This window comes from Paraburkholderia sp. C35 (assembly GCF_003121405.1).
In the GTDB taxonomy this organism is placed as follows: Bacteria; Pseudomonadota; Gammaproteobacteria; order Burkholderiales; family Burkholderiaceae; genus Paraburkholderia.
In genome coordinates this window covers 58,589-85,233 of sequence record NZ_QBUY01000026.1, presented here as the reverse complement: position 1 = coordinate 85,233, position 26,645 = coordinate 58,589, and the positions used below count along the sequence as shown (strand labels likewise).

30 protein-coding genes are annotated in these 26,645 nt (G+C 62.6%); 23 read left to right on the top strand and 7 right to left on the bottom strand.

Annotated features, from left to right (window positions below; translation table 11 throughout):
- The first annotated feature begins 326 nt into the window (after positions 1 to 326).
- The 5 genes from gshA to ptsP all read left to right on the top strand — a co-directional run bounded on the left by gshA (position 327) and on the right by ptsP (position 5,812).
- Positions 327 to 1,616 carry a glutamate--cysteine ligase gene (gene gshA, locus DK391_RS18160; protein WP_109479357.1) on the top strand — a complete coding sequence of 430 codons (1,290 nt, stop codon included), beginning with the start codon at positions 327 to 329 and terminating at the stop codon, positions 1,614 to 1,616.
- A 173-nt stretch (positions 1,617 to 1,789) separates the two neighbouring features.
- A complete protein-coding gene (gshB, locus tag DK391_RS18155) occupies positions 1,790 to 2,746 on the top strand; it encodes a glutathione synthase (protein ID WP_109479356.1) in 957 nt (318 codons plus the stop codon).
- Positions 2,747 to 3,011: 265 nt separating this feature from the next.
- Positions 3,012 to 3,521: a PTS mannose transporter subunit IIA gene (locus DK391_RS18150; protein ID WP_109479361.1), complete on the top strand. Its 510-nt coding sequence runs from the start codon at positions 3,012 to 3,014 to the stop codon at positions 3,519 to 3,521.
- A gap of 65 nt (positions 3,522 to 3,586) precedes the next feature.
- Positions 3,587 to 3,856: an HPr family phosphocarrier protein gene (locus DK391_RS18145; RefSeq protein ID WP_109479355.1), complete on the top strand. Its 270-nt coding sequence runs from the start codon at positions 3,587 to 3,589 to the stop codon at positions 3,854 to 3,856.
- Positions 3,857 to 4,072: 216 nt separating this feature from the next.
- Complete coding sequence (gene ptsP / locus DK391_RS18140) at positions 4,073 to 5,812, top strand: phosphoenolpyruvate--protein phosphotransferase (RefSeq protein WP_109479354.1); 1,740 nt, start codon at positions 4,073 to 4,075, stop codon at positions 5,810 to 5,812.
- Between the two features lie 40 nt (positions 5,813 to 5,852).
- Here the strand turns inward: ptsP and moeB are convergent, their stop codons facing one another.
- From moeB to gpmA, 3 genes are all read right to left on the bottom strand, one after another.
- Positions 5,853 to 6,611, bottom strand: coding sequence for a molybdopterin-synthase adenylyltransferase MoeB (gene moeB / locus DK391_RS18135; RefSeq protein WP_109479353.1), 759 nt, complete (start codon positions 6,609 to 6,611; stop codon positions 5,853 to 5,855).
- A 132-nt stretch (positions 6,612 to 6,743) separates the two neighbouring features.
- Positions 6,744 to 8,336 (bottom strand): S41 family peptidase, encoded by a 1,593-nt coding sequence (locus DK391_RS18130; protein WP_109479352.1) that lies wholly within the window; start codon positions 8,334 to 8,336, stop codon positions 6,744 to 6,746.
- A gap of 397 nt (positions 8,337 to 8,733) precedes the next feature.
- Positions 8,734 to 9,480, bottom strand: a complete 747-nt coding sequence (gene gpmA, locus DK391_RS18125) for a 2,3-diphosphoglycerate-dependent phosphoglycerate mutase (protein WP_109479351.1) — start codon at positions 9,478 to 9,480, stop codon at positions 8,734 to 8,736.
- A 153-nt stretch (positions 9,481 to 9,633) separates the two neighbouring features.
- On the opposite strand from gpmA, the gene DK391_RS18120 reads away from it, so the two are divergent.
- From DK391_RS18120 to DK391_RS18100, 5 genes are all read left to right on the top strand, one after another.
- Positions 9,634 to 10,059 (top strand): rhodanese-like domain-containing protein, encoded by a 426-nt coding sequence (locus tag DK391_RS18120; protein ID WP_109479360.1) that lies wholly within the window; start codon positions 9,634 to 9,636, stop codon positions 10,057 to 10,059.
- A complete protein-coding gene (gene grxC / locus DK391_RS18115; RefSeq protein WP_109479350.1) occupies positions 10,059 to 10,322 on the top strand; it encodes a glutaredoxin 3 in 264 nt (87 codons plus the stop codon). Before DK391_RS18120 ends, grxC begins: the two co-directional genes overlap by 1 nt.
- A 181-nt stretch (positions 10,323 to 10,503) precedes the next feature.
- Entirely contained in the window at positions 10,504 to 10,974 is a 471-nt protein-coding gene (secB, locus tag DK391_RS18110; RefSeq protein ID WP_054917485.1) for a protein-export chaperone SecB, read from the top strand.
- Positions 10,975 to 10,995: 21 nt separating this feature from the next.
- A complete protein-coding gene (locus DK391_RS18105) occupies positions 10,996 to 11,994 on the top strand; it encodes an NAD(P)H-dependent glycerol-3-phosphate dehydrogenase (protein WP_109479349.1) in 999 nt (332 codons plus the stop codon).
- A 158-nt stretch (positions 11,995 to 12,152) separates the two neighbouring features.
- Positions 12,153 to 12,716: an O-acetyl-ADP-ribose deacetylase gene (locus DK391_RS18100; RefSeq protein WP_109479348.1), complete on the top strand. Its 564-nt coding sequence runs from the start codon at positions 12,153 to 12,155 to the stop codon at positions 12,714 to 12,716.
- Here DK391_RS18100 and trmL read toward each other — a convergent pair.
- Both trmL and DK391_RS18090 read right to left on the bottom strand, forming a co-directional pair.
- Complete coding sequence (gene trmL, locus DK391_RS18095; protein WP_109479347.1) at positions 12,689 to 13,159, bottom strand: tRNA (uridine(34)/cytosine(34)/5-carboxymethylaminomethyluridine(34)-2'-O)-methyltransferase TrmL; 471 nt, start codon at positions 13,157 to 13,159, stop codon at positions 12,689 to 12,691. The genes DK391_RS18100 and trmL overlap by 28 nt on opposite strands.
- A gap of 18 nt (positions 13,160 to 13,177) precedes the next feature.
- Positions 13,178 to 13,834: a ComF family protein gene (locus DK391_RS18090; RefSeq protein WP_239482866.1), complete on the bottom strand. Its 657-nt coding sequence runs from the start codon at positions 13,832 to 13,834 to the stop codon at positions 13,178 to 13,180.
- Positions 13,835 to 14,067: 233 nt separating this feature from the next.
- Between DK391_RS18090 and DK391_RS18085 the strand changes: the two genes are divergently transcribed.
- The 8 genes from DK391_RS18085 to DK391_RS18055 all read left to right on the top strand — a co-directional run bounded on the left by DK391_RS18085 (position 14,068) and on the right by DK391_RS18055 (position 21,373).
- On the top strand, positions 14,068 to 15,036 hold the full coding sequence (locus DK391_RS18085; RefSeq protein WP_204117390.1) for a methyltransferase domain-containing protein: 969 nt from the start codon (positions 14,068 to 14,070) through the stop codon (positions 15,034 to 15,036).
- A gap of 270 nt (positions 15,037 to 15,306) precedes the next feature.
- Positions 15,307 to 15,801, top strand: coding sequence for a DUF2244 domain-containing protein (locus tag DK391_RS18080; RefSeq protein ID WP_109479344.1), 495 nt, complete (start codon positions 15,307 to 15,309; stop codon positions 15,799 to 15,801).
- Positions 15,802 to 15,857: 56 nt separating this feature from the next.
- Positions 15,858 to 17,543 carry a cytochrome c oxidase subunit II gene (gene coxB, locus DK391_RS18075; protein ID WP_109479343.1) on the top strand — a complete coding sequence of 562 codons (1,686 nt, stop codon included), beginning with the start codon at positions 15,858 to 15,860 and terminating at the stop codon, positions 17,541 to 17,543.
- Between the two features lie 45 nt (positions 17,544 to 17,588).
- Positions 17,589 to 19,202 (top strand): cytochrome c oxidase subunit I, encoded by a 1,614-nt coding sequence (gene ctaD, locus DK391_RS18070; protein ID WP_109479342.1) that lies wholly within the window; start codon positions 17,589 to 17,591, stop codon positions 19,200 to 19,202.
- 103 nt (positions 19,203 to 19,305) lie between these two features.
- Positions 19,306 to 19,443: a cytochrome oxidase small assembly protein gene (locus DK391_RS45315; RefSeq protein WP_239482865.1), complete on the top strand. Its 138-nt coding sequence runs from the start codon at positions 19,306 to 19,308 to the stop codon at positions 19,441 to 19,443.
- Between the two features lie 53 nt (positions 19,444 to 19,496).
- A complete protein-coding gene (locus DK391_RS18065) occupies positions 19,497 to 20,111 on the top strand; it encodes a cytochrome c oxidase assembly protein (protein ID WP_109479341.1) in 615 nt (204 codons plus the stop codon).
- Between the two features lie 37 nt (positions 20,112 to 20,148).
- Positions 20,149 to 20,361: a DUF2970 domain-containing protein gene (locus DK391_RS18060; RefSeq protein WP_109479340.1), complete on the top strand. Its 213-nt coding sequence runs from the start codon at positions 20,149 to 20,151 to the stop codon at positions 20,359 to 20,361.
- 154 nt (positions 20,362 to 20,515) lie between these two features.
- Positions 20,516 to 21,373 carry a cytochrome c oxidase subunit 3 gene (locus tag DK391_RS18055; protein WP_109479339.1) on the top strand — a complete coding sequence of 286 codons (858 nt, stop codon included), beginning with the start codon at positions 20,516 to 20,518 and terminating at the stop codon, positions 21,371 to 21,373.
- 336 nt (positions 21,374 to 21,709) lie between these two features.
- Here DK391_RS18055 and DK391_RS18050 read toward each other — a convergent pair whose 3' ends face one another.
- On the bottom strand, positions 21,710 to 21,919 hold the full coding sequence (locus DK391_RS18050; RefSeq protein ID WP_028365060.1) for a twin transmembrane helix small protein: 210 nt from the start codon (positions 21,917 to 21,919) through the stop codon (positions 21,710 to 21,712).
- A 98-nt stretch (positions 21,920 to 22,017) separates the two neighbouring features.
- On the opposite strand from DK391_RS18050, the gene DK391_RS18045 reads away from it, so the two are divergent.
- The 5 genes from DK391_RS18045 to DK391_RS18025 all read left to right on the top strand — a co-directional run bounded on the left by DK391_RS18045 (position 22,018) and on the right by DK391_RS18025 (position 26,228).
- Positions 22,018 to 22,785 (top strand): SURF1 family protein, encoded by a 768-nt coding sequence (locus DK391_RS18045; protein ID WP_109479338.1) that lies wholly within the window; start codon positions 22,018 to 22,020, stop codon positions 22,783 to 22,785.
- 144 nt (positions 22,786 to 22,929) lie between these two features.
- Positions 22,930 to 23,535, top strand: a complete 606-nt coding sequence (locus tag DK391_RS18040) for a cytochrome C oxidase subunit I (RefSeq protein ID WP_204117389.1) — start codon at positions 22,930 to 22,932, stop codon at positions 23,533 to 23,535.
- A 49-nt stretch (positions 23,536 to 23,584) separates the two neighbouring features.
- Complete coding sequence (locus DK391_RS18035) at positions 23,585 to 24,694, top strand: COX15/CtaA family protein (protein ID WP_109479336.1); 1,110 nt, start codon at positions 23,585 to 23,587, stop codon at positions 24,692 to 24,694.
- Between the two features lie 6 nt (positions 24,695 to 24,700).
- A complete protein-coding gene (gene cyoE, locus DK391_RS18030) occupies positions 24,701 to 25,606 on the top strand; it encodes a heme o synthase (RefSeq protein WP_109479335.1) in 906 nt (301 codons plus the stop codon).
- 4 nt (positions 25,607 to 25,610) lie between these two features.
- Positions 25,611 to 26,228 (top strand): SCO family protein, encoded by a 618-nt coding sequence (locus tag DK391_RS18025; RefSeq protein WP_109479334.1) that lies wholly within the window; start codon positions 25,611 to 25,613, stop codon positions 26,226 to 26,228.
- A gap of 69 nt (positions 26,229 to 26,297) precedes the next feature.
- Here the strand turns inward: DK391_RS18025 and DK391_RS18020 are convergent, their stop codons facing one another.
- Positions 26,298 to 26,594, bottom strand: a complete 297-nt coding sequence (locus DK391_RS18020; RefSeq protein WP_109479333.1) for a YciI family protein — start codon at positions 26,592 to 26,594, stop codon at positions 26,298 to 26,300.
- Positions 26,595 to 26,645 lie beyond the last annotated feature (51 nt).

Sequence of the window (26,645 nt, the reverse complement as noted above, 5' to 3'; positions counted from 1 at the left end):
GCAGTGACCGGAGTGGGTGGTGTTAGCCCGCTTTCTTTTGCCTACTTTTCTTTGCGGCGGCAAAGAAAAGTAGGTGCCGCCCCGCACAGGGGCAACGCTTGAAGCACAAACACCAAATCGCGGATGCCAAAAAAAACCAAAACCAAACCCACCCCGGCGTCGCAGACAATAACCCCAAACCCATCTTGTCTCACAAACAGCAGATTTTCCGGCTATCGTTCCAATAGGGAGAATGCATCCAGCCATAACTTGCGAATGGAGAAAGCGTCCCCAAATGCGCAAAGCATTTGCTCTACAATCTTTTTTCTCCAGTCTGCGAGTGATCAATGGTTCCGCATTTAGTTACGGCGTTAAACGGCCCGCTGCTCGACCTCGAACGGAAGATCCTCGACGCCACGCCCGCCATCGAACGCTGGTTCCGCCTTGAATGGCAGGAGCACACGCCGCCGTTCTATTGCTCGGTCGATCTGCGTAACGCCGGTTTCAAACTCGCGCCCGTCGATACCAACCTGTTCCCCGGCGCGTTCAACAACCTGCCGCAAGAGACGCTGCCGCTCGCCGTGCAGGCGGCCATGGCATCGATCGAGAAGATCTGCCCGGACGCGAAGAACCTGCTCGTGATTCCCGAGCGTCACACCCGCAATGCGTTTTATCTGGAAAACGTCGCGCGCCTCGCGACCATCATGCGTCAGGCCGGTCTGAACGTACGCTTCGGCACGCTCGACGAAAGCATCGTCGGGCCGGTCACGATTGCGCTGTCGGATGGCCAGAAAATCGTGCTGGAACCGCTCGAGCGCTCGGCCCGCCGTATCGGGCTGAAGAATTTCGATCCCTGTTCGATCCTGCTGAACAACGATCTGTCGGGCGGCATTCCGCCCATCCTAGAAAATCTGCACGAGCAGTATCTGTTGCCGCCGCTGCATGCGGGCTGGGCCGTGCGCCGCAAGTCCACACACTTCTCGTGCTACGACGACGTCGCGAAGAAGTTCGCGAAGATGGTCGAGATCGACCCGTGGATGATCAACCCGTACTTCGCGCACGTCGAAGGCGTCGATTTCGAAGCGCGCACGGGCGAGGAAGCACTCGCCGATGCGATCGATGGCGTGCTTAAGAAGATTGCCAAGAAGTATCGCGAGTACGGTATTTCGGAGCGGCCGTATGTGGTCATCAAGTCGGATGCCGGCACGTACGGCATGGGCGTGATGACGGTGCACGACGCGTCCGAAGTGGCCGCGCTCACCAAGCGCGAACGCACGCGCATGTCGACCACCAAGGAAGGTCTCGACGTGCACGACATGATCGTGCAGGAAGGCGTCTACACGTTCGAGCGCATCGGTGAGGAGGTGGCCGAACCCGTCGTCTACATGATCGACCGCTACGTGGTGGGCGGTTTCTATCGCGTGCACGGCAGTCGTGAGCGCGACCAGAACCTGAACGCGCCAGGCATGCATTTCGTGCCGCTCGGCTTCGAGCACACCGCGCTGCCGGATGCGCACGCCAAACCGGGCGCCGCACCGCCGAACCGCTTCTACATGTACGGCGTGGTCGGGCGGCTGGGGCTGCTGGCGGCATCGGTGGAACTAGAAAAGACCGATCCCGAGGCGATCCAGGTCTGAGCTGAATGGCGACGCGGCAGGCGCGCGGCAAGCGCGAGTCGCGCGCTCGCGGTAGGCTGACGGTCCCGCCGCGCCAGACGCGGCAGCATCTGCCGGCCGACGCGTCCTTCCGACGCGTCCGTCATGCGCTATAACGAACAATGTGTGGCCCGCGAGGGCACCTCAGGAAATCCATGGACATTCTCTTCATCGCCGACCCGCTTTCCCGCTTCAAGATCTACAAGGACTCGACCTACGCGATGATGGCCGAGGCCGCGAAGCGCGGGCACACGCTGTATGCGTGCGAGCCGCAGCATCTGGCGTGGACGGGCAGCGGCGTCGAGGCGAACGTGTATCGCTTCGAGATCGTCGGCGATCAGTCGGATGGGCATCGCGATGTCTGGTACGAAGCGCAACCTGTCGAGGCGCGCGCGTTGCCGAGCTTCGGCGCCGTGCTGATGCGTAAAGACCCGCCGTTCGACATGGAATACGTGACGTCCACGTGGCTGCTCGAACTGGCTGAACGCGCAGGCGCACGCATCTTCAACAAGCCGCAGGCGATCCGCGATCACTCGGAAAAGATGGCGATCGGCGAGTTTCCGCAGTTCGTCGCGCCGACGCTGGTCACGCGCGATCCGGCGCGGCTGCGCGCGTTCCACGCCGAGCATGGCGACGTGATTCTCAAGCCGCTCGACGGCATGGGCGGCATGGGCGTGTTTCGCGTGAAGGCGGACGGCATGAACCTCGGCTCGATCGTCGAAATGCTCAGTCACGATGGCGCGCGTTCGGTGATGGCGCAGAAGTTCATCCCCGAGATCAAGACGGGTGACAAGCGCATTTTGCTGATCGGCGGCGAGCCGGTGCCGTATTCGCTCGCGCGCATTCCGCAGGGCAATGAAGTGCGCGGCAATCTCGCGGCAGGCGGGCTGGGCGTGGCGCAGCCGCTGACGGCGCGCGATCGCGAGATCGCGGACACGCTCGGGCCGGTGCTGAAGGCGCGCGGCCTGCTGCTGGTCGGGCTCGACGCAATCGGCGACTGGCTGACGGAAGTGAATGTCACCAGTCCGACGTGCTTCCGCGAGATCATGGATCAGACGGGTTTCGATGTGGCGGCAATGTTCATCGACGCACTAGAGAAGGCCGTCGGTTAAGGTCGCTTGAAGCGGCGCGTGTGCGCCGCCATGTTTGCTATGGATTCGCGCTCTCCGCCAGCCAGGCGAGAAAAGGCGGAAAGCGCGAAAATGAGGCTGTTACAATGCCCGCTCCCCTGAAAAAAGCCCGTGAGGGCGATTGTGATCCGGCCCCTTGGCGGCCCGATTCCAGGCGAGTTCGATGGTCTGCTGTCTTGCGCGCCACATGGCCGCGCATCAGGAGCAGGGCCGCGATTTCCGGGCGTTTTTCTGCAGCAAGGCTGACATGGCAGGCATTCTGATCATTGCGCACGCTCCCTTCGCCTCCGCGCTTCGCGAGTGCGTTTCCCATATTTATGGCGGCTTGCCCGCCCGCATCGGCGTCATCGACGTATCGGCGGATTGCGATCCCGCTCAGGTCGTCGCGTTCGCGCATGCGGAGATCGACAGGCTGAAGGAAGAAAACGGCGCGCTCGTGCTGACGGACATGTACGGCGCGACGCCGGCGAACATCGCGGTGCGGCTCGCATCGGTTCCGGACGTGCGTGTGCTGGCAGGCGTCAATCTGCCGATGCTCGTGCGCGCCGTCTGTTACCGCGCGACACCGCTCGACGTGCTCGTCGACAAGGCGCTGGCAGGCGCGAGCAAAGGCATCCAGGCAGTCACGCCGGCAACGCCCGCCGTTGTCAACGCCGACGCAGATGGCTGCTTTCCCGACCCGGCGTCGAAGGACAAGCCGCTCGCGCAGACCTGTAACGTGGGCGCGGAGACGCTCTGCAACCGCAACGGCGCGTAAGCGCAGCGTCCGACAAATTTTCGTTTTACCTCGATAACATCAACACCAGCGCATCGGACCAACACATGCTGCAACAGGAAACGACTATCGTGAACAAGCTGGGGCTGCACGCGCGCGCCTCGGCCAAACTGACGCAACTCGCCGCCAATTTTCAGTCGGAAATATGGATGAGCCGCAACGGCCGGCGCATCAACGCAAAGAGCATCATGGGCGTGATGATGCTGGCAGCGGGGATCGGCAGTACGGTGGTGATCGAAACGGAAGGCGCCGACGAAAAAGATGCGATGGACGCGCTGCTCAAACTGATCGCAGACAAATTCGGCGAAGGACAATAAAAAATCCGCAGCAGCATTCGTTCTGGATGGAAGACGCCGCGCGATGTCGCGGCGTTTTCATTTGTGCCGCCGGATTTGCGCGTCCGCACGGCTTTCCGCGAGCTTGCATGCTGCGCTGCACAGCACGGTTAGGCGGGACGGAATTTATAATCACCGTCGGGGTCTGAGAGCATTGCAGCGGTTTGCCGCGGCATCACACAACTAGAGGAGGTGCGCGTGTCGTTCACGCTGCATGGAATTCCCGTGTCACGCGGTATCGCCATCGGGCGGGCATATCTGATCGCCCCGGCTGCACTGGACGTCGACCACTATCTAATCGAGCCCACCCAGATCGAGGGCGAGGTGGAGCGTTTCCGCACGGCTCAGGCAGTCGTGCATCAGGAGTTAGACGCACTGCGCGCGGATCTCTCCGCTGACGCGCCGAGCGAAATGGGCGCATTCATCGACGTCCACACCATGATCCTGAACGACGCCATGCTCGTTCAGGAAACCATCGATCTGATCCGTACGCGCCGCTACAACGTCGAGTGGGCGCTGACGGAACAACTCGAGCGTCTCACGCGCCATTTCGACGATATCGAAGACGAATACCTGCGCGAGCGCAAGGCCGACATCGAACAGGTGGTCGAGCGTGTGCTGAAGGCGCTCGCGGGTGCGACGGGTGCGCTCGTCAACGGCGTGCACGGCCGCTGCGACGAGATGATCGTGGTCGCGCACGACATCGCGCCCGCCGACATGATGCAGTTCAAGGGCCAAACCTTCCAGGGCTTCGTCACGGACCTCGGCGGCCGCACGTCGCACACGGCGATCGTCGCGCGCAGCCTCGGCATTCCGGCGACAGTCGGCGTGCAGCATGCAAGCGCGCTGATCCGTCAGGACGATCTGATCATCGTCGACGGCGATCACGGCATCGTGATCGTCGATCCCGCGCCCATCGTGCTCGAAGAGTATTCGTACCGGCAGAGCGAGAAGGCGCTGGAAGCACGCAAGCTGCAACGGCTGAAGTTCTCGCCCACGCAAACGGTGTGCGGCACGCGCATCGATCTGTGCGCGAACATCGAACTGCCCGAAGATGCCAAGGCCGCGCTCGACGCGGGTGCGACGGGCATCGGCCTGTTCCGTACCGAGTTCCTGTTCATGAACCAGAAGGACGGGATGCCGGAAGAGGAAGAACAGTTCGGCGCCTACAAGCGCGCTGTCGAACTGATGAACGGCATGCCCGTGACGATCCGCACGATCGACGTCGGCGCGGACAAGCCGCTCGAATCAGTCGATGAGTTCGAGACCGCGCCGAACCCGGCGCTCGGTTTGCGCGCGATCCGCTGGAGTCTGTCCGAGCCGCATATGTTCCTCACGCAGTTGCGCGCGATTCTGCGCGCGTCGGCGTTCGGTTCGGTGAAGATCCTGATTCCGATGCTCGCGCACGCGCGCGAAATCGATCAGACGCTCGACCTCATCCAGGAAGCCAAGCGTCAACTCGACGACGCCGGCCTTGCCTACGATCCGAACGTGCGCGTCGGCGCGATGATCGAGATTCCGGCGGCGGCGATTGCGTTGCCGCTGTTCCTCAAGCGCCTCGATTTCCTGTCGATCGGCACGAACGATCTGATCCAGTACACGCTCGCGATCGATCGCGCGGACAACGCCGTCGCGCATCTGTACGATCCGCTGCATCCGGCCGTGCTGCATCTGATCGCATTTACGCTGCGCGAGGCGAAGCGCGCGGGCGTGCCGGTGTCGATCTGTGGGGAAATGGCGGGTGATCCGTTGCTCACGCGTCTGCTGCTCGGCATGGGGCTGACGGAGTTCTCGATGCATCCGAGCCAGTTGCTGCTCGTGAAGCAGGAGGTGCTGCGCTCGCATCTGAAGACGCTCGAAAAGCCGGTTGCCGATGTGCTGGCGGCGTTCGAGCCGGAAGAGGTGCAATCGGCGCTGGATCGGGTCGCGCAGGCTTGAAACATCGAGGCGCCTGACCTGGCACCGGGCGCCTCGCTAACTACGAACGATGCCGCTCGCCGCACACCGGGCAATCCGGCTGGCGCGCGATGCGCATCGTGTTCCACTCCATCCGCAGCGAATCGAGCATCATCAGGCGGCCGACCAGCGGCTCGCCGATGCCCGCAATCACACGCAACGCTTCCGCCGCCTGCATCGCGCCGATGATGCCGACTGTCGGCGAGAACACGCCCATCGTCGAGCACGCGACTTCCTCGAACGGTTGATCTTCCGGAAACACACACGCATAGCAGGGCGACGCGTCGCTACGGAAATCGAACGTGCTGATCTGGCCATCGAAGCGCAGCGCCGCGCCTGATACGAGCGGCACGCCGTGATTCACGCATGCACGGTTGATCGCGTGTCGTGTCGCGAAGTTATCCGTGCAGTCGAGCACGACCGTCGCGTGCGGCACGTTCTGATCGAGCCACGCATCGTCGACGCGCTCAGTGACTGCGTTCACGATCACATCAGGATTGAGTTGCGCGATGGCATCGCGGCCCGACTCGACCTTCAGCCGTCCGACCGACTTCGTCACATGCAGTATCTGTCGTTGCAGATTGGTGAGATCGACGGTATCGGCATCGACCAGCGTCAGCTTGCCGACGCCTGCTGCCGCCAGATACATCGCAGCCGGCGAGCCAAGACCACCCGCGCCGACGACGATTGCATGTGCGTCGAGAAAGGCTTGCTGAGCCTCGATGCCGAGTTCATCGACGAGGATGTGACGGGAATAGCGCAGGAGTTGATCGTCGTTCATGGCAGGGCGCGGCGTGTGTCGTAGGTGTCGCGCTGGCAGGAGCGTGGCGCGAGTTTCTCGTTATTTTAATCGCGCGGAGGAAAGTGTCTTCGCGGCGCGTTGGCCGCGAAGACATTGAGGCAGGTCAGACGCTTACTTGGTCGGCGCTGCCGGTTGCGAAGCAGGCTGCGTCGCCGAGGCGGCTGCAGCCGGGCTCGATGCCGTCGGCGTAGCGGGCAGCGCAGGCTTCACCGCGACAGGTGCCGAAGCCGATTGCCCCGGCTTGTTCTGCGCAAGACGACGCTCCATCAGCGACTTCGACTCCTGAACCGGCTTGCCTTCGAGCTTGTTCAGACCTTGTTGCAGCATGAAGTCGTCATTGGAACCGAACTCGACCGGCTTGCGGTCGCGATCCTTCGCACGCTGTTCCGGCGTCTTCTTGTCGTTCTGCTCTTCGAGCTGACGCAACTGGTCCATGCGCTCCTGTTCGCGCTGTTCCTGTTCCTTCTTCTCGTTCGGGTCTTGCGTGTTCGCAAGGTGATTCGAGTAGTCGACTTCGCGCGTGACGAGTGCGTCATCGGGATCGCCATCTGCGTACTGATCGACGGCGACGTCAGGACGGATGCCCTTGTTCTGGATCGAACGGCCGCTCGGCGTGTAGTAGTACGCCGTGGTCAGACGCAATGCCGAATCGGCTGTCATCGGGCGAACGGTCTGCACCGAGCCCTTGCCGAACGTCGTCTTGCCGACGATCAGCGCACGATGCTGATCCTGCAGCGCGCCCGCGACGATTTCCGATGCCGACGCCGAGTAAGCGTTGGTCAGCACGATCATCGGCACGGTCTTGAAGATGGCCGGCAGGTTCTTCAGCGGATCGGTGTCGAAGGACGGCAGGCGATAGTTGTCGTAGGTGTCGCGATAGACCTGCTTCGAATCGGGGATCTGGCCGTTGGTCGACACGACCACGGAATCCGGCGGCAGGAACGCGCCCGCGACGCCGACCGCGCTTTGCAGCAGACCACCGCCGTTGTTACGCAGATCGAGGATCAGGCCCTTCAGGTTCGGCTGCTGGCGCGCGATGTCTTCGAGCTTGGCTGCGAGGTCCGGCACCGTGCGTTCCTGGAAGCTCGTGATACGCACGTACGCATAACCCGGCGCGAGGATCTTCGACTTCACGCTCTGCACCTTGATGATCGCGCGCGTGACCGTGAGCGGGAACGTGCGGTCATCCGTCTTGCGGAAGATGGTCAGCGTGACCTTGGTGCCGGGGTCGCCGCGCATCTGCTTGACGGCTTTATCCAGCGTCATGCCGCGCACGGGCTTGTCGTTGATGCGGGTGATCAGGTCGCCCGGGCGGATGCCGGCGCGGAATGCAGGCGTGTCTTCGATCGGCGAGATGACCTTGATGAGACCGTCTTCCTGCGAAATTTCGATGCCGAGGCCCGCGAAGCGGCCCTTGGTCTGTTCCTGCAGTTCTTCGTAATCGGTCTTGTCGAGATACGACGAGTGCGGATCGAGGCTCGACACCATGCCCTTGATCGCGGCCGTCAGCAGCTTCTTGTCGTCGACAGGCTCGACGTACTCATGCTTGATTTGCCCGAAGACTTCGGCGAAGAGCCGCAACTGGTCGAGCGGCAGGGGCGCGGAAGCAGGTTGCTGGGCCGAGGCGCTCAGTTGCAGAGTTGCAAAAACGCCGGTAGCCAGGCCCGCGGCGATAAGGCCGATATTTTTCAGGTTCTTTCGCATAGAGTGTGTTGCGGCAGGAAGCGCGTGGCAGCGTCAAAGGAAAAAGGACGGACAAGTATAACGTGACGCTTGCACGGCCTGTACGTGTGGGTGATCGGGTTTCGACAGCGGCGGGGCTGCGAGGTTCTTAGGATCGCTGTCGTCCTGTGCAGCGACTGTGCGCTGGCGGACGTCCGCGAGGCCAAAAGCGCCGTCGTATATGGGATCGACTGCGGATACCGTTGCGCGCGCATCGGTATGGAATGCCGGCGAATGTGCGTTGCGTGGCCATGCAGGCTGACGCGAGCATGGCCCGGACATGGCATGGCCGTCAGGCGAGCGCGCTGCGCCGGCAGCGCGCGCGTGCCGTGACCCGCGGCGGTACGGCAGCGGGTCACGAACGTGAGCGGGGACGTGATCAGCCCGCCTTGCCCTGTTTCGCGACAGCGGCCTGCGCCTTCGCGATGGCTTCCTGGTCGCCGAGGTAGTAGTGCTTGATCGGCTTCAGATCGGCGTCGAGTTCATAGACGAGCGGCACGCCGTTCGGGATGTTCAGCCCGACGATGTCGCTATCCGAGACGTTATCCAGATACTTGACCAGCGCGCGGATCGAATTGCCATGAGCGGCGATCAGCACCTTGCGGCCCGACTTGATCGCGGGTGCGATCGACTCGTTCCAGATCGGCATCACGCGCGCGACCGTGTCTTTCAGGCATTCGGTGAGCGGCAGTTCTTCGCGCGGCACCTTGGCGTAACGCGGGTCGTTGTACGACGTGCGGTCGTCGGTCGGTTCCAGCGCGGGCGGCGGCGTGTCGTAGCTGCGGCGCCAGACCAGCACCTGCTCGTCGCCGAACTTCGCGGCCGTTTCAGCCTTGTTCAGGCCCGACAGCGCGCCGTAATGGCGTTCGTTGAGGCGCCACGAGTGGACCACAGGCAGGTACATCAGGTCCATCTTGTCCTGCACGTGCCACAGCGTGCGGATCGCGCGCTTGAGCACCGAGGTGTACGCGATGTCGAACGTATAGCCCGAATCCTTCAGCAGCGTGCCTGCCTGCTGTGCTTCGAGGTTGCCCTGTTCGGTCAGGTCGACGGCGACCCAGCCGGTGAAGCGGTTTTCCTTGTTCCACGTCGATTCGCCGTGGCGGATGAGAACGAGTTTGTACATGTCGTTGCCGGTCGGTAGTGAGGAAGCCGTAATCGGGGCGGCACCGCAGCCGTCAGGCTGGCGGTCGCCATCGCGTCAGACGGTTATTTTATAATGGTCGGATTGCCCTTTCCGATTTATCCGATTTCTTCCCTTTTTTCCGGCGGATCTTCCGTGAAGTTTTTCACCGATTACACCAACCTTGTACTGATCGCAGTCGCCCTCATCTCCGGGGCGTTGCTCCTGTGGCCGTCGATTTCCCGGCGCGGACGCGGCGGTCTCTCGGCGGCTGCCGCCACCCAGCTGATCAATCGGCGCAACGCGGTCGTCATCGACCTGCGTCCGGCTGCGGAATATGCCGGCGGACACCTGCCTTCAGCCCGTCAGGTCGAATTTGGCGAGTTGCAAGCGAAAGTCGCCCAACTCGTGAAAAATAAGAGCAACCCGGTGCTGCTCGTCTGCCAGAACGGGCAGCAGTCGAACAAGGCGGCACGTATTGTGCGCGACGCAGGCTATGCGGAAGTGCACGTGCTGGAAGGCGGCGTCAACGCCTGGCAGCAGGCGGGCATGCCCGTCGTCAAACAAGGAGTTGCGAAGTAATGAACAAGGTAATCATGTACAGCACGCAGGTGTGCCCGTATTGCCAGATGGCCGAACGTCTACTAAAGTCGCGCGGCGTCGACCACATCGAAAAGGTGCTGATCGACAAAGACCCGGCTCGCCGTCAGGAAATGATGACGCGCACGGGCCGCCGTACGGTGCCGCAGGTGTATATCGGCGAAACACACGTCGGCGGCTATGACGATCTGTCCGCGCTCGATCGCGCGGGCGGTCTGACGCCGCTGCTCGAAGCCACCGCCTGATTTCAGGCTGCGGCTTTTCCGCGCGCTGCGCCGCCTTTCCGGCGGCTGCGGCGCGCGGCAGCAAACAACAAGGCCGGATTCGCACCGGTTAGCGGGACGCCTTTTCCGGAAGGCGTCCCGCAGCACATCAAGAGATCTGGCGGCATCTGTCGCCGCAACGAAATTTAGGGAGTAGAGACTCATGTCCGACGAGAACAACCAGCCGTTCTTCAATATCCAGCGCATTTACCTGAAGGACATGTCGCTCGAGCAGCCGAATTCGCCGGCTATTTTCCTCGAGCAGGAAATGCCGTCGGTCGAAGTCGAAGTCGACGTGAAGGCCGAGCGCCTCGCGGACACGGTGTTCGAAATTCTCGTCACGGGCACGGTGACGGCCAAGGTCAGCGACAAGGTCGCGTTCCTGATCGAAGCGAAGCAGGCTGGTATTTTTGACATTCGCAACATTCCTGCCGAGCAGATCGACCCGCTCGTCGGCATTGCTTGCCCGACCATCCTGTTCCCGTATCTGCGCTCGAACATCGCTGACGCGATCACCCGCGCAGGCTTCCCGCCGATCCATCTGGCCGAAATCAACTTCCAGGCGCTGTACGAGCAACGCCTCGCGCAGATCGCCAGCCAGGAAACGGGCGCTGGTAGCGCGGCGCATCACTGACGCACGCGGGCGGTGCCGGGTATGAAGGTCGCCGTTCTCGGCGCCGGTGCATGGGGCACCGCACTCGCCGGCCATCTGGCCGCGCGTCACGATACGGTGCTGTGGGCGCGCGACGCCGCGCTCATCGCCGAACTCTCCACATCGCATGAAAACGCCCGCTATCTGGCGGGCGTGGCGTTGCCGTCTGCGCTTCGCTTCGAAGCGGATCTCGATGTCGCGCTGAATCACGCTCTGGCCGACGACGCGCTGTGCGTGGTCGCCACGCCTGTCGCGGGTTTGCGCTCCATGCTGCGCACGATGCGCGACATGGGCCGGGTGCCGGCGCACATCGTGTGGCTCTGCAAGGGCTTCGAGGCGGACACGCAATTGCTGCCGAATCAGGTCGTCGCTCAGGAACTGAGCGGGCACGCGAGCAACGGCACGTTGTCGGGACCGAGTTTCGCGCGCGAAGTGGGGCAGGGGTTGCCTGTCGCGCTGACGGTGGCGAGTGCATCGGCGGTATGCCGCGAGCGCACGGTCGCGGCGTTCCATCACGGCGCGATGCGTATTTATAGCGGCGACGATGTGGTCGGTGTCGAAGTGGGCGGCGCAGTGAAGAACGTGCTGGCCATTGCGACGGGCATTGCCGATGGCCTTGGCCTTGGGCTGAACGCTCGGGCGGCGCTGATCACGCGCGGTCTGGCCGAAATGTCGCGCCTCGGCGCGGCGCTGGGCGGACGGGCGGAAACGTTTACAGGCCTGACGGGCCTCGGCGATCTGATCCTGACGGCGACGGGCGATCTGTCGCGTAACCGCACGGTTGGCATGCAACTGGCCACCGGTCGTTCGCTCGAAGACATCCTCAACGCGCTCGGTCACGTGGCAGAAGGCGTGCGCTGCGCGCGCGGCGTGCTGGCAATCGCGCAATCGCACGGCATCGAAATGCCGATCACGGAAGCCGTCTGCGACGTGCTGTTTAACGGCGTGGCGCCTCGCGATGCCGTTAGCGCGCTGCTTCGTCGCGACGCCAAGGCTGAATAACAGCCGTCTTTCGAAAGCGGGCCGCAACGGCCCGTTTCTCATCTCCGCACATTCCTTGAAGGTGTTTTGCGCAGCCGGTAACGGCTAGCGCCGAACGGCGTGCGCCGCTGGCTGTCCATCTCCATATCGCTGTTGTATCGGATCTGGAGGTTTATTTCATGCTCACCATTGGCCATTGCACGCTCGAGGCACGCGTCGTCGACATTACGACGCTCGACGTCGACGCCATCGTCAACGCGGCGAACACGTCATTACTCGGCGGCGGTGGCGTAGACGGCGCGATTCATCGCGCGGCCGGCCCGGCACTGCTGCGCGAATGCGAGACGCTAGGCGGCTGTGTGACCGGCGACGCGAAGATCACGGCCGGACACCGGCTGGCGGCGCGTCATGTGATTCACGCTGTCGGCCCAGTGTGGCACGGCGGCGAACGCGGCGAGGCGGAACTGCTGGCGTCGTGCTACCGGCGCGCGCTGGCACTCGCGCGCGATGCAAATGTGAAAAGCATCGCGTTCCCGGCGATCAGTTGCGGCGTGTACCGCTTCCCCGCCGATGACGCCGTGCGCATCGCGATTCAAACCGTCATCGATACGCTGCCGTCAGCGCCTTCCATCGGGCAGGTGATCTTGGCGTGCTTCGACGAAGCGATGCACGCGCGCTACAAAGCCCGACTCGAGGCCGAACTCGACCGACGCCTTCAGGCGCCGCCTTCGAAGCCCGCCTGACGCCACGCCTCGAACACCACCACTGCAACCGTATTCGACAGATTCAGGCTGCGATTGCCGGGACGCATCGGCAGGCGCACGCGCTGTTCGGGCGGGAAGCGGGTCAGCACGGCATCCGGCAATCCACGCGTTTCGGCGCCGAACACGAACCAGTCGCCGGGCTGAAACGCGTGCGAATGGAACGGGCTGGAGCCGCGCGTGGTGAACGCGAACATGCGCGCGAAATCGGGCTTTTCGGTTTCAATCAGTGCATCCCAGTCCGGATGCACACGCATCTGCGCGTACTCGTGATAGTCGAGGCCGGCGCGGCGCATGCGGGCATCGTCGAGTGGAAAGCCGAGTGGCTCGATCAGGTGCAGACGCGCGCCCGTGTTCGCGCACAGGCGGATCACGTTGCCGGTGTTCGGCGGGATTTCAGGTTCGACGAGAACGACGTTGAACATAGTGAGGTGAGTCGGAAACTAGTTTTTCGGTGTGCGGAGCGCAACGAGATTCGTCACGCGCCGCGCGCCCGCTGCCTTCAGCGTGCGGGCCAATGCATCGAGGGTGGCGCCCGTCGTCATCACGTCGTCGACAACGGCGACGTGCAAGCCGTGCACCGGCCTGGCGACTTCGAACGCGCGGCCGACATTCTGCCTGCGCGCGTCGAGATCGAGCTTCGATTGCGGCGCTGTGTCGATCACGCGGTGGACGAGCGTTGCGTCGCTGCGAACGCCGAGCGCTTTCGCGCACGGCCGCGCGATTTCCCACGCCTGGTTATAACCGCGCCCGGCGAGCCGCCGCGCCGATAACGGCACGGGCGCCACGACATCCGGGTGATCGTGTTCATCGAGCGCATCCTGCGCTGCCCAGGCCAGCCGCCGCGCGAACTCGTGCGCAAGCGCAAGCCGGGCGCGGAATTTCAGCCCGACGGCCAGCGCATCCAGCGGCGCGCGGTAGTCGGCGAGCGCCACGGTCGCGTCGAACGCGGGCGGTGTGGCGAGGCAGTTGCCGCACCGGTAATGCATCGCACCTGCCCGACGGAAGCCGCTCAACGGCATCGCGCAGACCATGCAGCGCAGCCGCGCTTCGTTCCACCAGGCCGCGTCGCAGAAGCCGCATAGCGTCCGATGCGACATATTGCCGCACAACGCGCACGGATTCGGCAATGCGACACGCGCAAGCGCCTCGAGCGGCGGAACGCAGCGTTGCGAGACTCCCGCTAACCGGTCCCGAAGCTTTCGCCCGGAATGCATGACACGCGGCCAACAAATAGCCCAATTCGGCATATCGACACGCCTCCGAAGGCCGCTGACGCTGAAGGGACGGAATCGAGCGAGTATACTTCGCACTCCCCGTCCGCACGACTCGAATAACCGTGTCTCCCACCGAAACTGGCCGTCCGGCCTATGATTCGCGCCGTCTCCGGAAGATTTTCGACCGCCGGGCCGCGTCGTTCGACGACGTCGCGTTTCTGCCGCGCGAGATCGCGCAACGCATGCGCGAACGGCTCGACTACATCAAGATCAACCCGTCCCAGGTACTGGACGCCGGCTGCGGCGCGGGCGAGGACCTTCCCGCTTTGCGCGAACGCTTCCCCGAAGCGCCCGTGTTCGGCACCGATCTGTCCCGCGCGATGCTCGCGCGCGCCGTCCAGCACGACGGCGCCGATACCAGCTGGCGCCGCTTTTTGCCCGCGTCACTTGGAAAGGCGCTCGGTTCGCGCGGTCCGCGCTTCGCCCAGGCCGATTTCTCGGCGTTGCCTTTTGCATCGGGTGCATTCGAGTTCATCTGGTCGAATATGGCGCTGCACTGGCACTCGCGGCCCGACCTCGTATTCCCCGAATGGCAGCGCGTGCTGAAGGTCAACGGCCTGCTGATGTTCAGCACGCTCGGGCCTGACACGCTGAAAGAACTGCGCGGCGCGTACACAGAGGTCGAAGTCGCGCACGGCGTCAATACGCACAAACATGTAATCGACTTCGTAGACATGCACGATCTGGGCGATATGCTTGTCGAAAGTGGCTTCGAAATCCCCGTGATGGACCAGGAGACCTTGACCATCACGTACAAGTCGCCCGAATCGCTGCTTGCCGATGTGCGCCGCTGGGGCGCGTATCCGGGAGGGCGCGAGGCGGCGGCTGGCGTGACCGGTTCGCGGCGCCTGCACAAGGCCCTGCTTGCCGCGCTGGAGGCCCGTCGGCGCGCCGACGGCACGATCCCTCTGACCTTCGAGGTGATCTACGGACATGCATGGAAGGCGGTGCCGAGAATGACGCCCGAAGGGCACGGAATCGTGCGCATCGAGGACATTGGAAGGGGACGGCAAGGCAATCGTTGAGGCGGAAAAGAGGGCATCCGTTATGCCCGAAATTAGCGCCTCAAAAACTGCGTCAAAACGGCGCAGAGGCTTATGTGGCTTGGGTTTGGGGCCGATAGGGCGTTGCTTGTGGATGCCATAGATCAGCCCTATAATGCGTCAGTTTGTCGCTCAAAGCACGCATAATAAGAGCGACAGGCCCGAGGCATTCGCGGTTCTGTGTGGCGGTAGTGGCGCGGGCGTGAATAGCAGTGGCGGCATGCGGTGACTGGCGGTTCGCGGGAGGCAGCGATGAGTGCAACCGATCTGCTGGCTGAGTCGGAGCCCGTCCTCAAGGACTGGTTGATGAAGCGCAACTGTTCGGTTTCTCCGCGGCAATTCGTGTTCTTCTATGTCTCGCTCGCGGGATTCTCGCTCTTCATTGCATTCCTGCTGGTCCTGTGCGGTGCATGGCTGGTGTTGCCGTTCACAGGTATCGAGCTGCTCGCTGTCGGCGTCGCATTTGCAATCTATGCACGCCACGCTGTCGATTACGAGCGCATCCGGCTGTTTCCCAACCGGCTCGTGATCGAACAGGTCAGCGCCGAGCATCTCACGCAGTTCGAATTCAACCCGTGCTGGGTGCGGGTCGAGCCAGGTGCAACGCCGCGCGATCAGATCAGACTGGTCTCACGCGGCGAGACGGTCACGGTCGGGCAGCACCTTGCGCAATATCGGCGCGCGCAATTCGCCGATGAACTGCGGCTGTGGATCAGGCAGTGTCAGGCGCAAAAAGTTGCATATTGAATGACGCGCCGTTCCAGAAGACGAGAGGCAGCCTTCCAGCGGGGTCGAGGGTTTGAATGGAAAATTTGGGTAAGGAAGCTATGAAAACAATCAAGCGAGCCCTCGTGGGCGTGCTGGCGTGTAGCGGACTGTTGTTCGCTGGCGCGGCCCATGCAATCGGCGACAGTCCTGGCGGCCCCCGCGTCAACGAGATCAATCTCCAGCCGCCCGTGACGAGGATTGCCGAAGAGCTCTACAGCCTCCACACGTTCATGCTGATTCTCTGCACGGTGATCTTTATCGGCGTGTTCGGCGTGATGTTCTATTCGATCTTCGCGCACCGCAAGTCGAAGGGCTACAAGGCCGCGCATTTCCACGAAAGCACCACCGTCGAAATCATCTGGACGATTGTCCCGTTCATCATCGTCGTCTTGATGGCGCTGCCCGCCACCAAGACGGTCGTCGCGATGAAGGACACCACCAATGCCGATCTGACCGTCAAGGTCACTGGCTACCAGTGGAAGTGGGCGTACGACTACGTGAAGGGTCCGGGCGAAGGCATCAACTTCTACTCGACGCTGACTACGCCGCGCAGCGAAGTCGACGGCCTGACGCCGAAGACGGATACCTACCTGCAGGAAGTCGACAACCCGCTCGTCGTGCCCGTCAACAAGAAGATCCGCATCATCACCACGGCCAACGACGTCGTGCACTCGTGGTACGTGCCCGCGTTCGGCGTGAAGCAGGATGCGATTCCCGGCTTCGTGCGCGACACGTGGTTCAAGGCCGAGAAGGTCGGCACGTATCGCGGCTTCTGTACGGAGCTGTGCGGTAAGGAACACGCGTTCATGCCGGTCGTCGTGACGGTGCTGTCGGACGACGACTACGCAAAGTGGGTCGACGACCAGAAGAAGAAAATGGCCGCCGGTCAGGACGATCCGAACAAGAACTACACGCTCGCCGAACTGATGGATCGCGGCGGCAAGGTGTACGCGTCGAACTGCGCGGTCTGCCACCAGCCGACAGGCAAGGGCGCAGGCGCATTCCCGGCGCTCGACGGCAGCAAGGTCGCGAACGGCCCGCTCGCCGAGCACGTCAGCATCGTGCTGAAGGGCAAGAACGCGATGCCGTCGTGGGCGCCGACGTTGAACGACGTCGAAATCGCTTCCGTGATCACGTACGAACGTAATTCGTGGGGCAACCACACGGGCGACATCCTGCAACCGAAGCAGATCGCCGATGCACGTAACGGCCGTCTGCCGGCAGGTGGCGATCACCTGGCGGGCGCGGCAGCGGCGGCAGCATCGGATGCAACGGCGGCGAGCGGTGCAGAGGCTGCAAGCGGCGCGGCAGCCGCAAGCGGCGACGCAGGCGCATCGGCTCCGGCAGCGGCTTCGGGCGCAAGCGGTGGCGCATCGGACAACGCGGCAGCATCGGCGCCGCAAGCGTCGCTGCCCGCCAGCGTCTACTTCGAAACGAACAAGAGCACGCTGCCCGCTGACGCAAAGGCTGCCATCGACGCAGCCGCCGCGTACGCGAAAGCGCACCCGGACGCGAAGTTCACGCTGTCGGGCTACACCGACGCGACGGGTTCAGCCGATAAAAACGCGAAGCTCGCTAAGGCGCGCGCCGAAGCCGTGCGCGACGCGATGAAGGCAGCGGGCATCGCCGAAGACCACATTATTTTGAAGAAGCCGGAGACGATCACGGGCGGTGCGGACGCGAAGGAAGCACGCCGTGTTGAGATCAGCGCAGCGGCCTGACGTGTAACAGTCAGAGAAAAGCAGCATTCGATTTAGGAGATTGTCATGTCTAGCATCGGACACGATGTAGCCGCAGGGCACGAGCACGTGCACGGCGACCATGCGCACGAGACGCCGCATGGCTGGCGTCGCTGGCTGTTCGCCACCAACCACAAAGATATCGGTACGCTGTACCTGCTGTTCTCGTTCATCATGTTCCTGTCCGGCGGCGTGATGGCGCTGGGCATCCGCGCCGAGCTGTTCGAACCGGGTCTGCAGATCATGCGCCCCGAGTTCTTCAACCAGCTCACCACCATGCACGGCCTGATCATGGTGTTCGGCGCGATCATGCCGGCTTTCGTCGGCTTCGCGAACTGGATGATTCCGCTGCAGATCGGCGCATCGGACATGGCCTTCGCGCGGATGAATAACTTCAGCTTCTGGCTGCTGCCCGTCGCTGCCGTGCTGCTGGTCGGTTCGTTCTTCACGCCGGGCGGCGCAACGGCCGCTGGCTGGACGCTGTACGCGCCACTGTCCACGCAGATGGGCCCGGGCATGGACTTCGCAATTTTCGCGGTCCACATCATGGGCGCGTCGTCGATCATGGGCGGTATCAACATCGTCGTGACGATCCTGAACATGCGCGCACCCGGCCTCACGCTGATGAAGATGCCGATGTTCGTGTGGACGTGGCTGATCACCGCGTATCTGCTGATCGCCGTGATGCCGGTTCTGGCGGGTGCGATCACGATGGTGCTGTTCGACCGCCACTTCGGCACGTCGTTCTTCAACGCGGCAGGCGGCGGCGACCCGGTGATGTATCAGCACATCTTCTGGTTCTTCGGCCACCCCGAGGTCTACATCATGATCTTGCCGGCGTTCGGGATCGTGTCGCAGGTGATCCCGGCGTTCGCGCGCAAGCCGCTGTTCGGCTATAGCTCGATGGTGTACGCAACGGCATCGATCGCGATCCTGTCGTTCATGGTCTGGGCGCACCACATGTTCGCCACGGGCATGCCGGTGACGGGCCAGCTGTTCTTCATGTACGCGACCATGCTGATCGCCGTGCCGACGGGCGTGAAGGTGTTCAACTGGGTCGCGACGATGTGGCGCGGTTCGCTCACCTTCGAAACGCCGATGCTGTTCGCGGTGGGCTTCCTGTTCGTGTTCACGTTCGGCGGTCTGACGGGCCTGATGCTCGCAATGGCGCCGCTCGACATCCAGTATCACGGCACTTACTTCGTGGTCGCGCACTTCCACTATGTGCTGGTGGCGGGTTCGCTGTTTGGTCTCTTCTCCGGCTGGTACTACTGGTCGCCGAAGTGGACCGGCTGGAAGTACAACGAGACGCGCGGCAAGATCCACTTCTGGGCCTCGCTGATCACCTTCAACCTCGCGTTCCTGCCGATGCACTTCGTCGGTCTCGCCGGCATGCCGCGTCGTTATGCCGATTACCCGGCGCAATTCACCGACTGGAACCAGGTCATCACGATCGGCGCGTTCGGCTTCGGGCTGGCGCAGGTGTACTTCCTGTTCGCAGTCGCGCTGCCGGCTTATCGCGGCGGCGGCGAACTCGAAAAGGCCAGCGACAAGCCGTGGGATGGCGCGACGGGTCTCGAATGGACGGTCCCGAGCCCGGCTCCGTTCCACACGTTCGAGAATCCGCCGACGGTCGAATAAGCCATAAGCCGTATCTCCGAAGCTCTGCTCCGGCGTCGCAACACGCCGGAGCAGAGCGGGATAAAAAACACAACGCAGCAAGGCAGCATCAAGAAAGTTGAGCATGAGCCGGAATCCACAAAAAAGACGTACGCCTGAAGAAATTCGTGCAGGGAATCTGCGACTCGGTCTGATTCTGCTCGCCGTCGTCACCGTCTTTTTTCTGGGTGCCGTCGTCAAGCAGGTCTGGTTTGCTCACTGACCTGTCGTGACGAGTCCGGATCGCCCGTGTACGTGATCTGTTGAGGAAGTTCGATGTCGACGCAACCGCCCACCGGGGCCGATCGCTCTTTTAACCGTCCGATGCTGTTCAAGCTCGTGGTCGTCGCGCTGTTGATGTTCGGCTTCGGGTTTGCGCTGGTGCCGATGTATCGCGCGATCTGCGAGGTCACGGGCATCAACAACCTCGTGCAGCGTGATGCCACCGCGCGCGAGGCGAAGAACACGCAGGTCGACATGAGCCGCACGATTTCGATCGAGTTCGACGCGAATGCGCGCGGGCCGCTCGGTTTCAAGCCGGAGCAGAACAGTATCGATGTGCATCCGGGCGAAGTGACGACGGTGATGTACGACGTGAGCAACCAGCAGGCGCGCACGATCCAGGCTCAGGCCATCCCGAGCTACGCGCCGAAGCAGGCCACGGAGTTCTTCAGGAAGATCGAGTGTTTTTGCTTTACGCAGCAGACGTTGAAAGCGAACGAATCGAAGCGCATGCCCGTGGTGTTCGTCGTCGATCCGAAGCTGCCGAAAGACGTGAAGACGATCACCTTGTCGTACACGTTCTTCGAACTGAACGCGCCTGCGCCCACGACGCGCGGCACGGAAGGTCAGACGGCGGTCGGCGCAGCGAAAGCAGCGAACCCTGCCTGACGCGTATCAACGACGCTTGCCGATAGAAGGCGCGGATATGAGCGATAGCGGTCGCGGCGGCAGGAAAAGCAGTTTCGGCCAGTCGATGAAAGCGGTGATGTGGTCGTTTTTCGGTGTGCGCAAACGGCGCGATCTGGAAGCGGACGCCACGCAGCTGAACCCGCTGCATGTGATTGCGGCGGCGCTGATCGCCGCAGCGGTTTTTATCGGGGTGTTGATCCTGATCGTGCGCGTGGTGGTCGGTTCGTAGAGAGATACAAGAGCAGGATTCAGGCATGGAGAGGGGCGGCGCGGTAACGCAGCGCGCCGCAGGAGATAGAGCCGGGACACGGTGCAGTCGGCTGTGGATTTACCCGGACCAGGTGAACCAGGCAGAACAACTGGACTGAAGTGGAGAATCAACAATGAGCGGTCAAAACGAGAGCCCGTACTATTTCATACCGCATCCGTCGCGGCATCCGATCAGCGCGGCCATCGGCCTGCTGGTCATGCTCGGATCGTTTGCGGCGTGGGTGAACGGCGAACCGTGGGCGCCCTTCACGGCGCTGGTCGGTCTGCTGTGGCTGCTCTTCACGCTGTACCACTGGTTCGGTGATGCGATCTCCGAATCCGAAGGCGGGAGGTACGGCAAGAAAGTCGATGCGTCGTACCGCTGGAGCATGAGCTGGTTCATCTTCTCCGAAGTGATGTTCTTCGGCGCGTTCTTTGGCGCGTTGTTCTATGCACGCCAGATCGCGATGCATCAGTTGGGCAGTCTCGACTACAAGCTGATCTGGCCGGATTTCACCGCAGTGTGGCCGAACATCGGACCGGCGGATCTCGTCTCGCACTTCAAGTCGATGACACCGTGGCCGGTGCCGACCATCAACACTGCGCTGCTGCTGTCGTCGGGCGCGACGCTGACGGTCTCGCACCACGCACTGCGCGACAATCACCGCACCAAGGCGATCGGCTGGCTCGCCGCCACGCTGGTGCTGGGTATCTGCTTCCTGTTCCTGCAAGGCTTCGAGTACTTCCACGCGTACAACGAACTGAACCTGACGCTCGCATCGGGCGTGTACGGCTCGACGTTCTTCCTGCTGACGGGTTTCCACGGTTTTCACGTGTTCCTCGGCGGCACGATGCTCGCCATCGTGATGATTCGTCTGATCCGAGGCCACTTCACCGCCGATCATCACTTCGCGTTCGAAGGCGCGGCGTGGTACTGGCACTTTGTGGACGTCGTTTGGCTCGGGCTGTACGTCGTCGTGTACTGGCTGTAAGCGTGGCTGCAGAACCACGGTGCCTGCGTACGTCGTGCGTCATATCGACGCATTGAGGTGCCGCAGGCAGGCTGTAATGCGGGTGATGGCGGGTGCAGTCCGGGTGTTGAGCGGGTGACTGCGTGAGCTATCTCAGAAAAGACTCAGGCAGCGCCGCCCTCGACCCCGTCAGGGCGGCGTTTTGCTTCGATCAGGATGAAATGTCGCCGATCGAGTAACGGTCTATTGCGCGGAGAAGCGCGGGTTTGCGTGGCATACTTCGCCCGGCTAATCGGGATAGCCGTGCAGGATAGCGACGCTGATCTGTCACCGTATCGGCGGAAATGCAGCGACGCCTTAGCGCCCGTACGGGATGCCCGTCGAATGAATCCAGCCCATCCAGTTCGCGAACAGGATGAACAGGAATAGCGAAATCGACAGGCCGACACGTGTAGCCAGCGACCACACCATACGCTTCGTCTTGCCGCGGTCGTGCATCATGAAATACAGCGCGGACACCATGCTGGCGATGATCAGAGCGAACGCGATGGGAACGAGAATGTGCATGGAACCAGTTGAAGTTCAGGAACGCGAAAGCGATCGTTTCATTATCGCACCGCACGCAATGGTTCGCGTCTCGACCGAAAACGCACGATGACCGCACGATGAAGATCCGTCTTATCCCGACGCTGCTGATTCTGATCGTCGTCGCCGTCACGGTGAAGCTCGGTTTCTGGCAACGCGACCGCGCGCATCAGAAAGAAGCGCTGCAGGCGCAGATCGCGCAGTTCGAGAACGCACCCGCGCAAAGCATCGGCGCGGCGCCGATCGCGTTGAAGGACATCGAGTTTCATCGCGTGCGTGCGGTCGGAGAGTTTATGCCGCAGCAAGTGGTGTACCTCGATAATCGCCCGTATAACGACCAGCCGGGCTTTTACGTCGTGATGCCCTTTAAACTGCGAGACGGCGGCGTGGTGCTCGTCAATCGCGGCTGGCTGCCGCGCAACATGAACGAGCGCACGGCTATCGCGCCGTACGACACGCCGTCGGGCGAGGTGGAAATCGAAGGCATCGCGCGCGCCGACGCACCCCGCGCGTATGAGCTCGGCGAAGGTGGTTCGGCTGCGCATCAGGCGATTCGTCAGAATCTCGATGTCGCGCCGTACGCGGCCGAGACGGGTTTGCCGCTGCAACCGTTCGTGATCCAGCAGATCAGCGACGACGGCGACAAGCTCGTGCGCGACTGGCCGTCGCCGGCGACGGGTGTCGAACGTAACTACGGCTATATGTTCCAGTGGTGGGGCATGGCGGTGGCTGCCGTCGTGTTCGGGTTGTATGCGGCGCGACGTAGCGCGAAAAACGCGCAGCTGGCCGACGGCAAAAGCCCGGCACACGCCGACGCAGCGAACAACCGGCAGGCGCCCCACGCGTGATGCTTTGCGTGAATATCGGGCGCAGACCACAGGCGTAATCAGCAGAGCGAAAACGCCAACATCGAAAGAGGATCAGCAGTGTCGACGCACAATTCCCATTCGCAGCAACCGCGTCAGCCAACCGCGCAAGACGGACAACGCGCGATGCCGGGCCAGCCCAACGGTAAAGGCTCATGGCAACGTGGCCGGTGGACCTTGCTGCTGATCATGCTGGTCTGCGCGGCGCCTGTGATCGGTTCGTATTTCACGTACTACGTGATCAAGCCGAAGGGCGGCACGACCAGCTACGGCACGTTGATCGAACCGCAGCGCCCGATTCCCGAATCGATGGTCGTGACAGGCGAAGACGGCAAGCCGATGAAGCTCGCTTCGCTGCGCGGCCGCTGGCTGATGATTTCCGTCGATAGCAGCGCGTGCGACAAGCCATGCGTGACCAAGCTGTACTTCATGCGCCAGGTGCGCGCAACGCAGGCAGGCGAGCGCGAGCGCATCGTCAACGTGTTTCTGCGCACGGATCCGGGCAAGGTGCCCGAGATCGTCGATAACGCGTACAAGGACACCGAGATGCTGATCGCCGATCCGAAGGATGTGGCAGCCTGGCTGCCCACCGACGAAGGCACGCAACTCACCGATCACATTTTCATGGTCGATCCAAGCGGAAACCTGATGATGCGGTTCCCGAAAGACGCAAACCCGACCAAGATCAAAGGTGATGTGTCGAAACTGCTGAGAAATTCGAGTATCGGCTAAAGTGCCGCGAGCGCGATCAAACGCGCTTCGTCGAGAGAAGGAAATATTGATGTTCGTATTGCAACTGGGACTGATCGGGCTGTGCATTGCGCTGCTGCCGTTGTCGTACGTCTGGGTGAAAGCCGACGACAACAAGTTCCGCAAGCTGGTCTGGGTCACGACCTTCCTGACGCTGGATCTGGTGATGTTCGGCGGCTTCACGCGCCTGACCGATTCGGGCCTGGGTTGCCCGGACTGGCCGGGCTGCTACGGCACGTCGTCGCCGTTTATCGCGCATGCCGCGATCAACGCCGCGTACCACGCGATGCCGTCCGGCCCTGTCAGCATGACCAAGGCGTGGATCGAGATGATTCACCGCTACTTTGCGATGGCGATCGGCGTGCTGATCGTCGCGCAGACGCTGATCGCGTGGGTCGCGCGTATCAAGCGCCGGCCGCTGCATGTCTCGCCGTGGTGGCCGACGTCGCTGTTGCTGCTGATCCTCGTGCAAGGCGCGTTTGGCGCATGGACCGTGACGATGAAGCTGCAACCCGTGATCGTGACGACTCACCTGCTGCTAGGGCTGGCGCTGCTCGGCACGCTCGGCTGGCTGGCCGCGCGTCAGACGCCGCTGCCCGCGTATGAGCCGGAAGCCGCGCGCTGGCGTACGCCCGCATTGTTTGGCCTCGCGTTGCTGATCATGCAGATCGCGCTCGGCGGCTGGGTCAGCACCAACTACGCGGTACTCGCCTGCACCGACTTCCCGACCTGCAACGGCCAGTGGCTTCCGCCAATGGACTTCGAGCACGGCTTTCACTTGTGGCGCGCGCTCGGCATGACGGGCGACGGCGACGTGATCACTCAGGACGCGCTGGTCGCGATCCACTGGACCCATCGCACGTTTGCGTTCGTCGTGGTGGCGTATCTGCTGTGGTTTGCGCTGAAAATGCGCCGCTTCGAGTCGCTGCGGCGACCCGCCAACGGCGTGCTGCTCGTGATCGTGATCCAGTTCATCACGGGCCTGTCGAACATTGTCTTGCAATGGCCTTTGCCCATTGCCGTCGCTCATAACGGCGGAGCCGCGATCCTGCTGCTTTTGCTCGTTATGGTAAACTTTCGAATCGCTTATAGCCGTCCCGGCCGCGCCACAGTTCCCGCGCGCGACGCCGCGCCAGCGTGACTCTTCATGGACAGCACAACTCTCCCTCATTCGCCCGGTAGCCGGATTTCCCAATACATCGCGCTGACGAAACCGCGCGTCACGCAGCTCGCCGTTTTCTGCGCAGTCATCGGTATGTTCCTCGCCACGCCCGGTATGGTGCCGTGGACGGTGCTGATCGGCGGTGCGGTCGGCATCTGGTTGCTGGCGGGCGCTGCGTTTGCCATCAACTGCCTCGTCGAGCAGAAAATCGATGCGAAGATGCGCCGCACGTCATGGCGTCCTTCGGCGCGCGGTGAACTCACGTCGCCGCAGATCCTGCTGTTCTCGGCCGTGCTCGGCGGCCTTGGCATGTGGACGCTCTACACGTTCACCAATGCGCTGACCATGTGGCTCACCATCGCCACCTTCGTCGGCTACGCGATCATCTACACGCTGTTGCTCAAGCCTTATACGCCGCAGAACATCGTGATCGGCGGCGCGTCGGGCGCGATGCCGCCGGCGCTCGGCTGGGCCGCCGTGACAGGCGCCGTGCCCGGCGACGCGTGGATTCTCGTGCTGATCATCTTCGTGTGGACGCCGCCGCATTTCTGGGCGCTCGCGCTGTATCGCCGCAAGGACTACGAAAACGCCGGCCTGCCGATGCTGCCCATCACGCACGGTGAGGCCTATACGCGTCTGCATATCCTGCTGTACACGGTCATTCTGTTTGCTGTGACGCTGATGCCGTTTATCTCGGGCATGAGCGGAATCGTGTATCTGGTGTCGGCGGTTCTGTTGGGTGCCGTGTTCCTCGCGTATGCGTGGAAGATCTACCGGGAATATTCCGACGACCTCGCGCGTAAGACCTTCCGTTACTCGATCGTTTATCTGTCGCTGCTGTTCGCGGCGCTGCTGATCGACCACTACACGCGTGCCCTGATCGGCGCGTAACACCATGCTCAATCAACGGATCGCACGCGCGGCGCGCGTTGCTCTTGTCGCGTGCGCGCTTGGCGGCGCGGCGCTGGTGTCGGGCTGCGGGAAAGACCAGCCCGCGTTCACGAACGTCGACATCACGGGCAACAAGCAGTTCGGCGCCGACTTTTCCCTGCCGGATTCGAGCGGCAAGATGCGCACGCTGGCCGACTACAAGGGCAAGGTGGTCGTGCTGTTCTTCGGCTACACGCATTGCCCCGATGTTTGCCCGACGACGATGGCCGAACTGTCGCAAGCGCTGCAGCAGCTTGGCCCTGAAGACGCGAAACGCGTGCAGGTGCTGTTTGTCACCGTCGATCCCGAGCGCGATACGCCCGAGCTGATGTCGCAGTACGTGCCCGCGTTCAATCCCACGTTCGTGGGTTTGCGCCCGGCGAACCAGGAGCAGCTGGACAAGGTGGCGAAGGACTTCCGCGTGTACTACGCGAAAGTGCCGGGCAAGACGCCCGACAGCTACACGATGGATCACACGGCCGCGAGCTACGTGTTCGATACCGACGGCAAGCTGCGCCTGTTTGCGCGCGACGGCCAGGGCGCGTCGCCGTGGGTGCACGATCTGAAGCTGCTGCTCGGCTGAGCCGGCGGCGCGAAATCCGCAAGTTGAGAAAGGCTGCACGACGACGTGCAGCCTTTTTTGTTTTGGTGCTTAGCTTGACTCAGGCACTTTCAGATTCATCCCTGGCGCCATCCGTGTTGCCTTGAATTCCGTCACGTCATAACGCGCCACTTCCTGCTGCGCGAACGGATCGCTCGCAAGAATCTCATCAAGTCTCGATCGCTCGATACCCGCGGCGATGATCACGCCGCCATCGCGCGGCACTTTCGGTCCCGCCATGATGAACACGCCCGCGTCGAACTGACGCGTGAGAAACGCGCGGTGCGCTTCCAGTGCATCGTCGACGCGTTCGAGCGATGCCGTGTAGGTGAGGGAGACGACATACATAAGAAACCTCGCAATTAATCAAAGTCGGGCATGACGCGATCTCGCCATTAT

What these genes read in the sequence shown, in the direction of transcription:
- DK391_RS18150 (WP_109479361.1), top strand. Translation starts at nt 3,012, where the DNA reads ATGGCAGGCATTCTGATCATTGCGCACGCTCCCTTCGCCTCCGCGCTT.
- DK391_RS18055 (WP_109479339.1), top strand. Translation starts at nt 20,516, where the DNA reads ATGAGCGGTCAAAACGAGAGCCCGTACTATTTCATACCGCATCCGTCG.
- moeB (WP_109479353.1), bottom strand. Translation starts at nt 6,611, where the DNA reads ATGAACGACGATCAACTCCTGCGCTATTCCCGTCACATCCTCGTCGAT.
- DK391_RS18025 (WP_109479334.1), top strand. Translation starts at nt 25,611, where the DNA reads ATGCTCAATCAACGGATCGCACGCGCGGCGCGCGTTGCTCTTGTCGCG.
- gshB (WP_109479356.1), top strand. Translation starts at nt 1,790, where the DNA reads ATGGACATTCTCTTCATCGCCGACCCGCTTTCCCGCTTCAAGATCTAC.
- DK391_RS18050 (WP_028365060.1), bottom strand. Translation starts at nt 21,919, where the DNA reads ATGCACATTCTCGTTCCCATCGCGTTCGCTCTGATCATCGCCAGCATG.
- DK391_RS18035 (WP_109479336.1), top strand. Translation starts at nt 23,585, where the DNA reads ATGTTCGTATTGCAACTGGGACTGATCGGGCTGTGCATTGCGCTGCTG.
- DK391_RS18060 (WP_109479340.1), top strand. Translation starts at nt 20,149, where the DNA reads ATGAGCGATAGCGGTCGCGGCGGCAGGAAAAGCAGTTTCGGCCAGTCG.
- DK391_RS18080 (WP_109479344.1), top strand. Translation starts at nt 15,307, where the DNA reads ATGAGTGCAACCGATCTGCTGGCTGAGTCGGAGCCCGTCCTCAAGGAC.
- DK391_RS18040 (WP_204117389.1), top strand. Translation starts at nt 22,930, where the DNA reads ATGCCGGGCCAGCCCAACGGTAAAGGCTCATGGCAACGTGGCCGGTGG.
- grxC (WP_109479350.1), top strand. Translation starts at nt 10,059, where the DNA reads ATGAACAAGGTAATCATGTACAGCACGCAGGTGTGCCCGTATTGCCAG.
- DK391_RS18065 (WP_109479341.1), top strand. Translation starts at nt 19,497, where the DNA reads ATGTCGACGCAACCGCCCACCGGGGCCGATCGCTCTTTTAACCGTCCG.
- secB (WP_054917485.1), top strand. Translation starts at nt 10,504, where the DNA reads ATGTCCGACGAGAACAACCAGCCGTTCTTCAATATCCAGCGCATTTAC.
- DK391_RS18100 (WP_109479348.1), top strand. Translation starts at nt 12,153, where the DNA reads ATGCTCACCATTGGCCATTGCACGCTCGAGGCACGCGTCGTCGACATT.
- cyoE (WP_109479335.1), top strand. Translation starts at nt 24,701, where the DNA reads ATGGACAGCACAACTCTCCCTCATTCGCCCGGTAGCCGGATTTCCCAA.
- DK391_RS45315 (WP_239482865.1), top strand. Translation starts at nt 19,306, where the DNA reads ATGAGCCGGAATCCACAAAAAAGACGTACGCCTGAAGAAATTCGTGCA.
- coxB (WP_109479343.1), top strand. Translation starts at nt 15,858, where the DNA reads ATGGAAAATTTGGGTAAGGAAGCTATGAAAACAATCAAGCGAGCCCTC.
- ctaD (WP_109479342.1), top strand. Translation starts at nt 17,589, where the DNA reads ATGTCTAGCATCGGACACGATGTAGCCGCAGGGCACGAGCACGTGCAC.
- gpmA (WP_109479351.1), bottom strand. Translation starts at nt 9,480, where the DNA reads ATGTACAAACTCGTTCTCATCCGCCACGGCGAATCGACGTGGAACAAG.
- trmL (WP_109479347.1), bottom strand. Translation starts at nt 13,159, where the DNA reads ATGTTCAACGTCGTTCTCGTCGAACCTGAAATCCCGCCGAACACCGGC.
- DK391_RS18020 (WP_109479333.1), bottom strand. Translation starts at nt 26,594, where the DNA reads ATGTATGTCGTCTCCCTCACCTACACGGCATCGCTCGAACGCGTCGAC.
- DK391_RS18105 (WP_109479349.1), top strand. Translation starts at nt 10,996, where the DNA reads ATGAAGGTCGCCGTTCTCGGCGCCGGTGCATGGGGCACCGCACTCGCC.
- DK391_RS18090 (WP_239482866.1), bottom strand. Translation starts at nt 13,834, where the DNA reads ATGTCGCATCGGACGCTATGCGGCTTCTGCGACGCGGCCTGGTGGAAC.
- gshA (WP_109479357.1), top strand. Translation starts at nt 327, where the DNA reads ATGGTTCCGCATTTAGTTACGGCGTTAAACGGCCCGCTGCTCGACCTC.
- DK391_RS18130 (WP_109479352.1), bottom strand. Translation starts at nt 8,336, where the DNA reads ATGCGAAAGAACCTGAAAAATATCGGCCTTATCGCCGCGGGCCTGGCT.
- DK391_RS18045 (WP_109479338.1), top strand. Translation starts at nt 22,018, where the DNA reads ATGAAGATCCGTCTTATCCCGACGCTGCTGATTCTGATCGTCGTCGCC.
- DK391_RS18145 (WP_109479355.1), top strand. Translation starts at nt 3,587, where the DNA reads ATGCTGCAACAGGAAACGACTATCGTGAACAAGCTGGGGCTGCACGCG.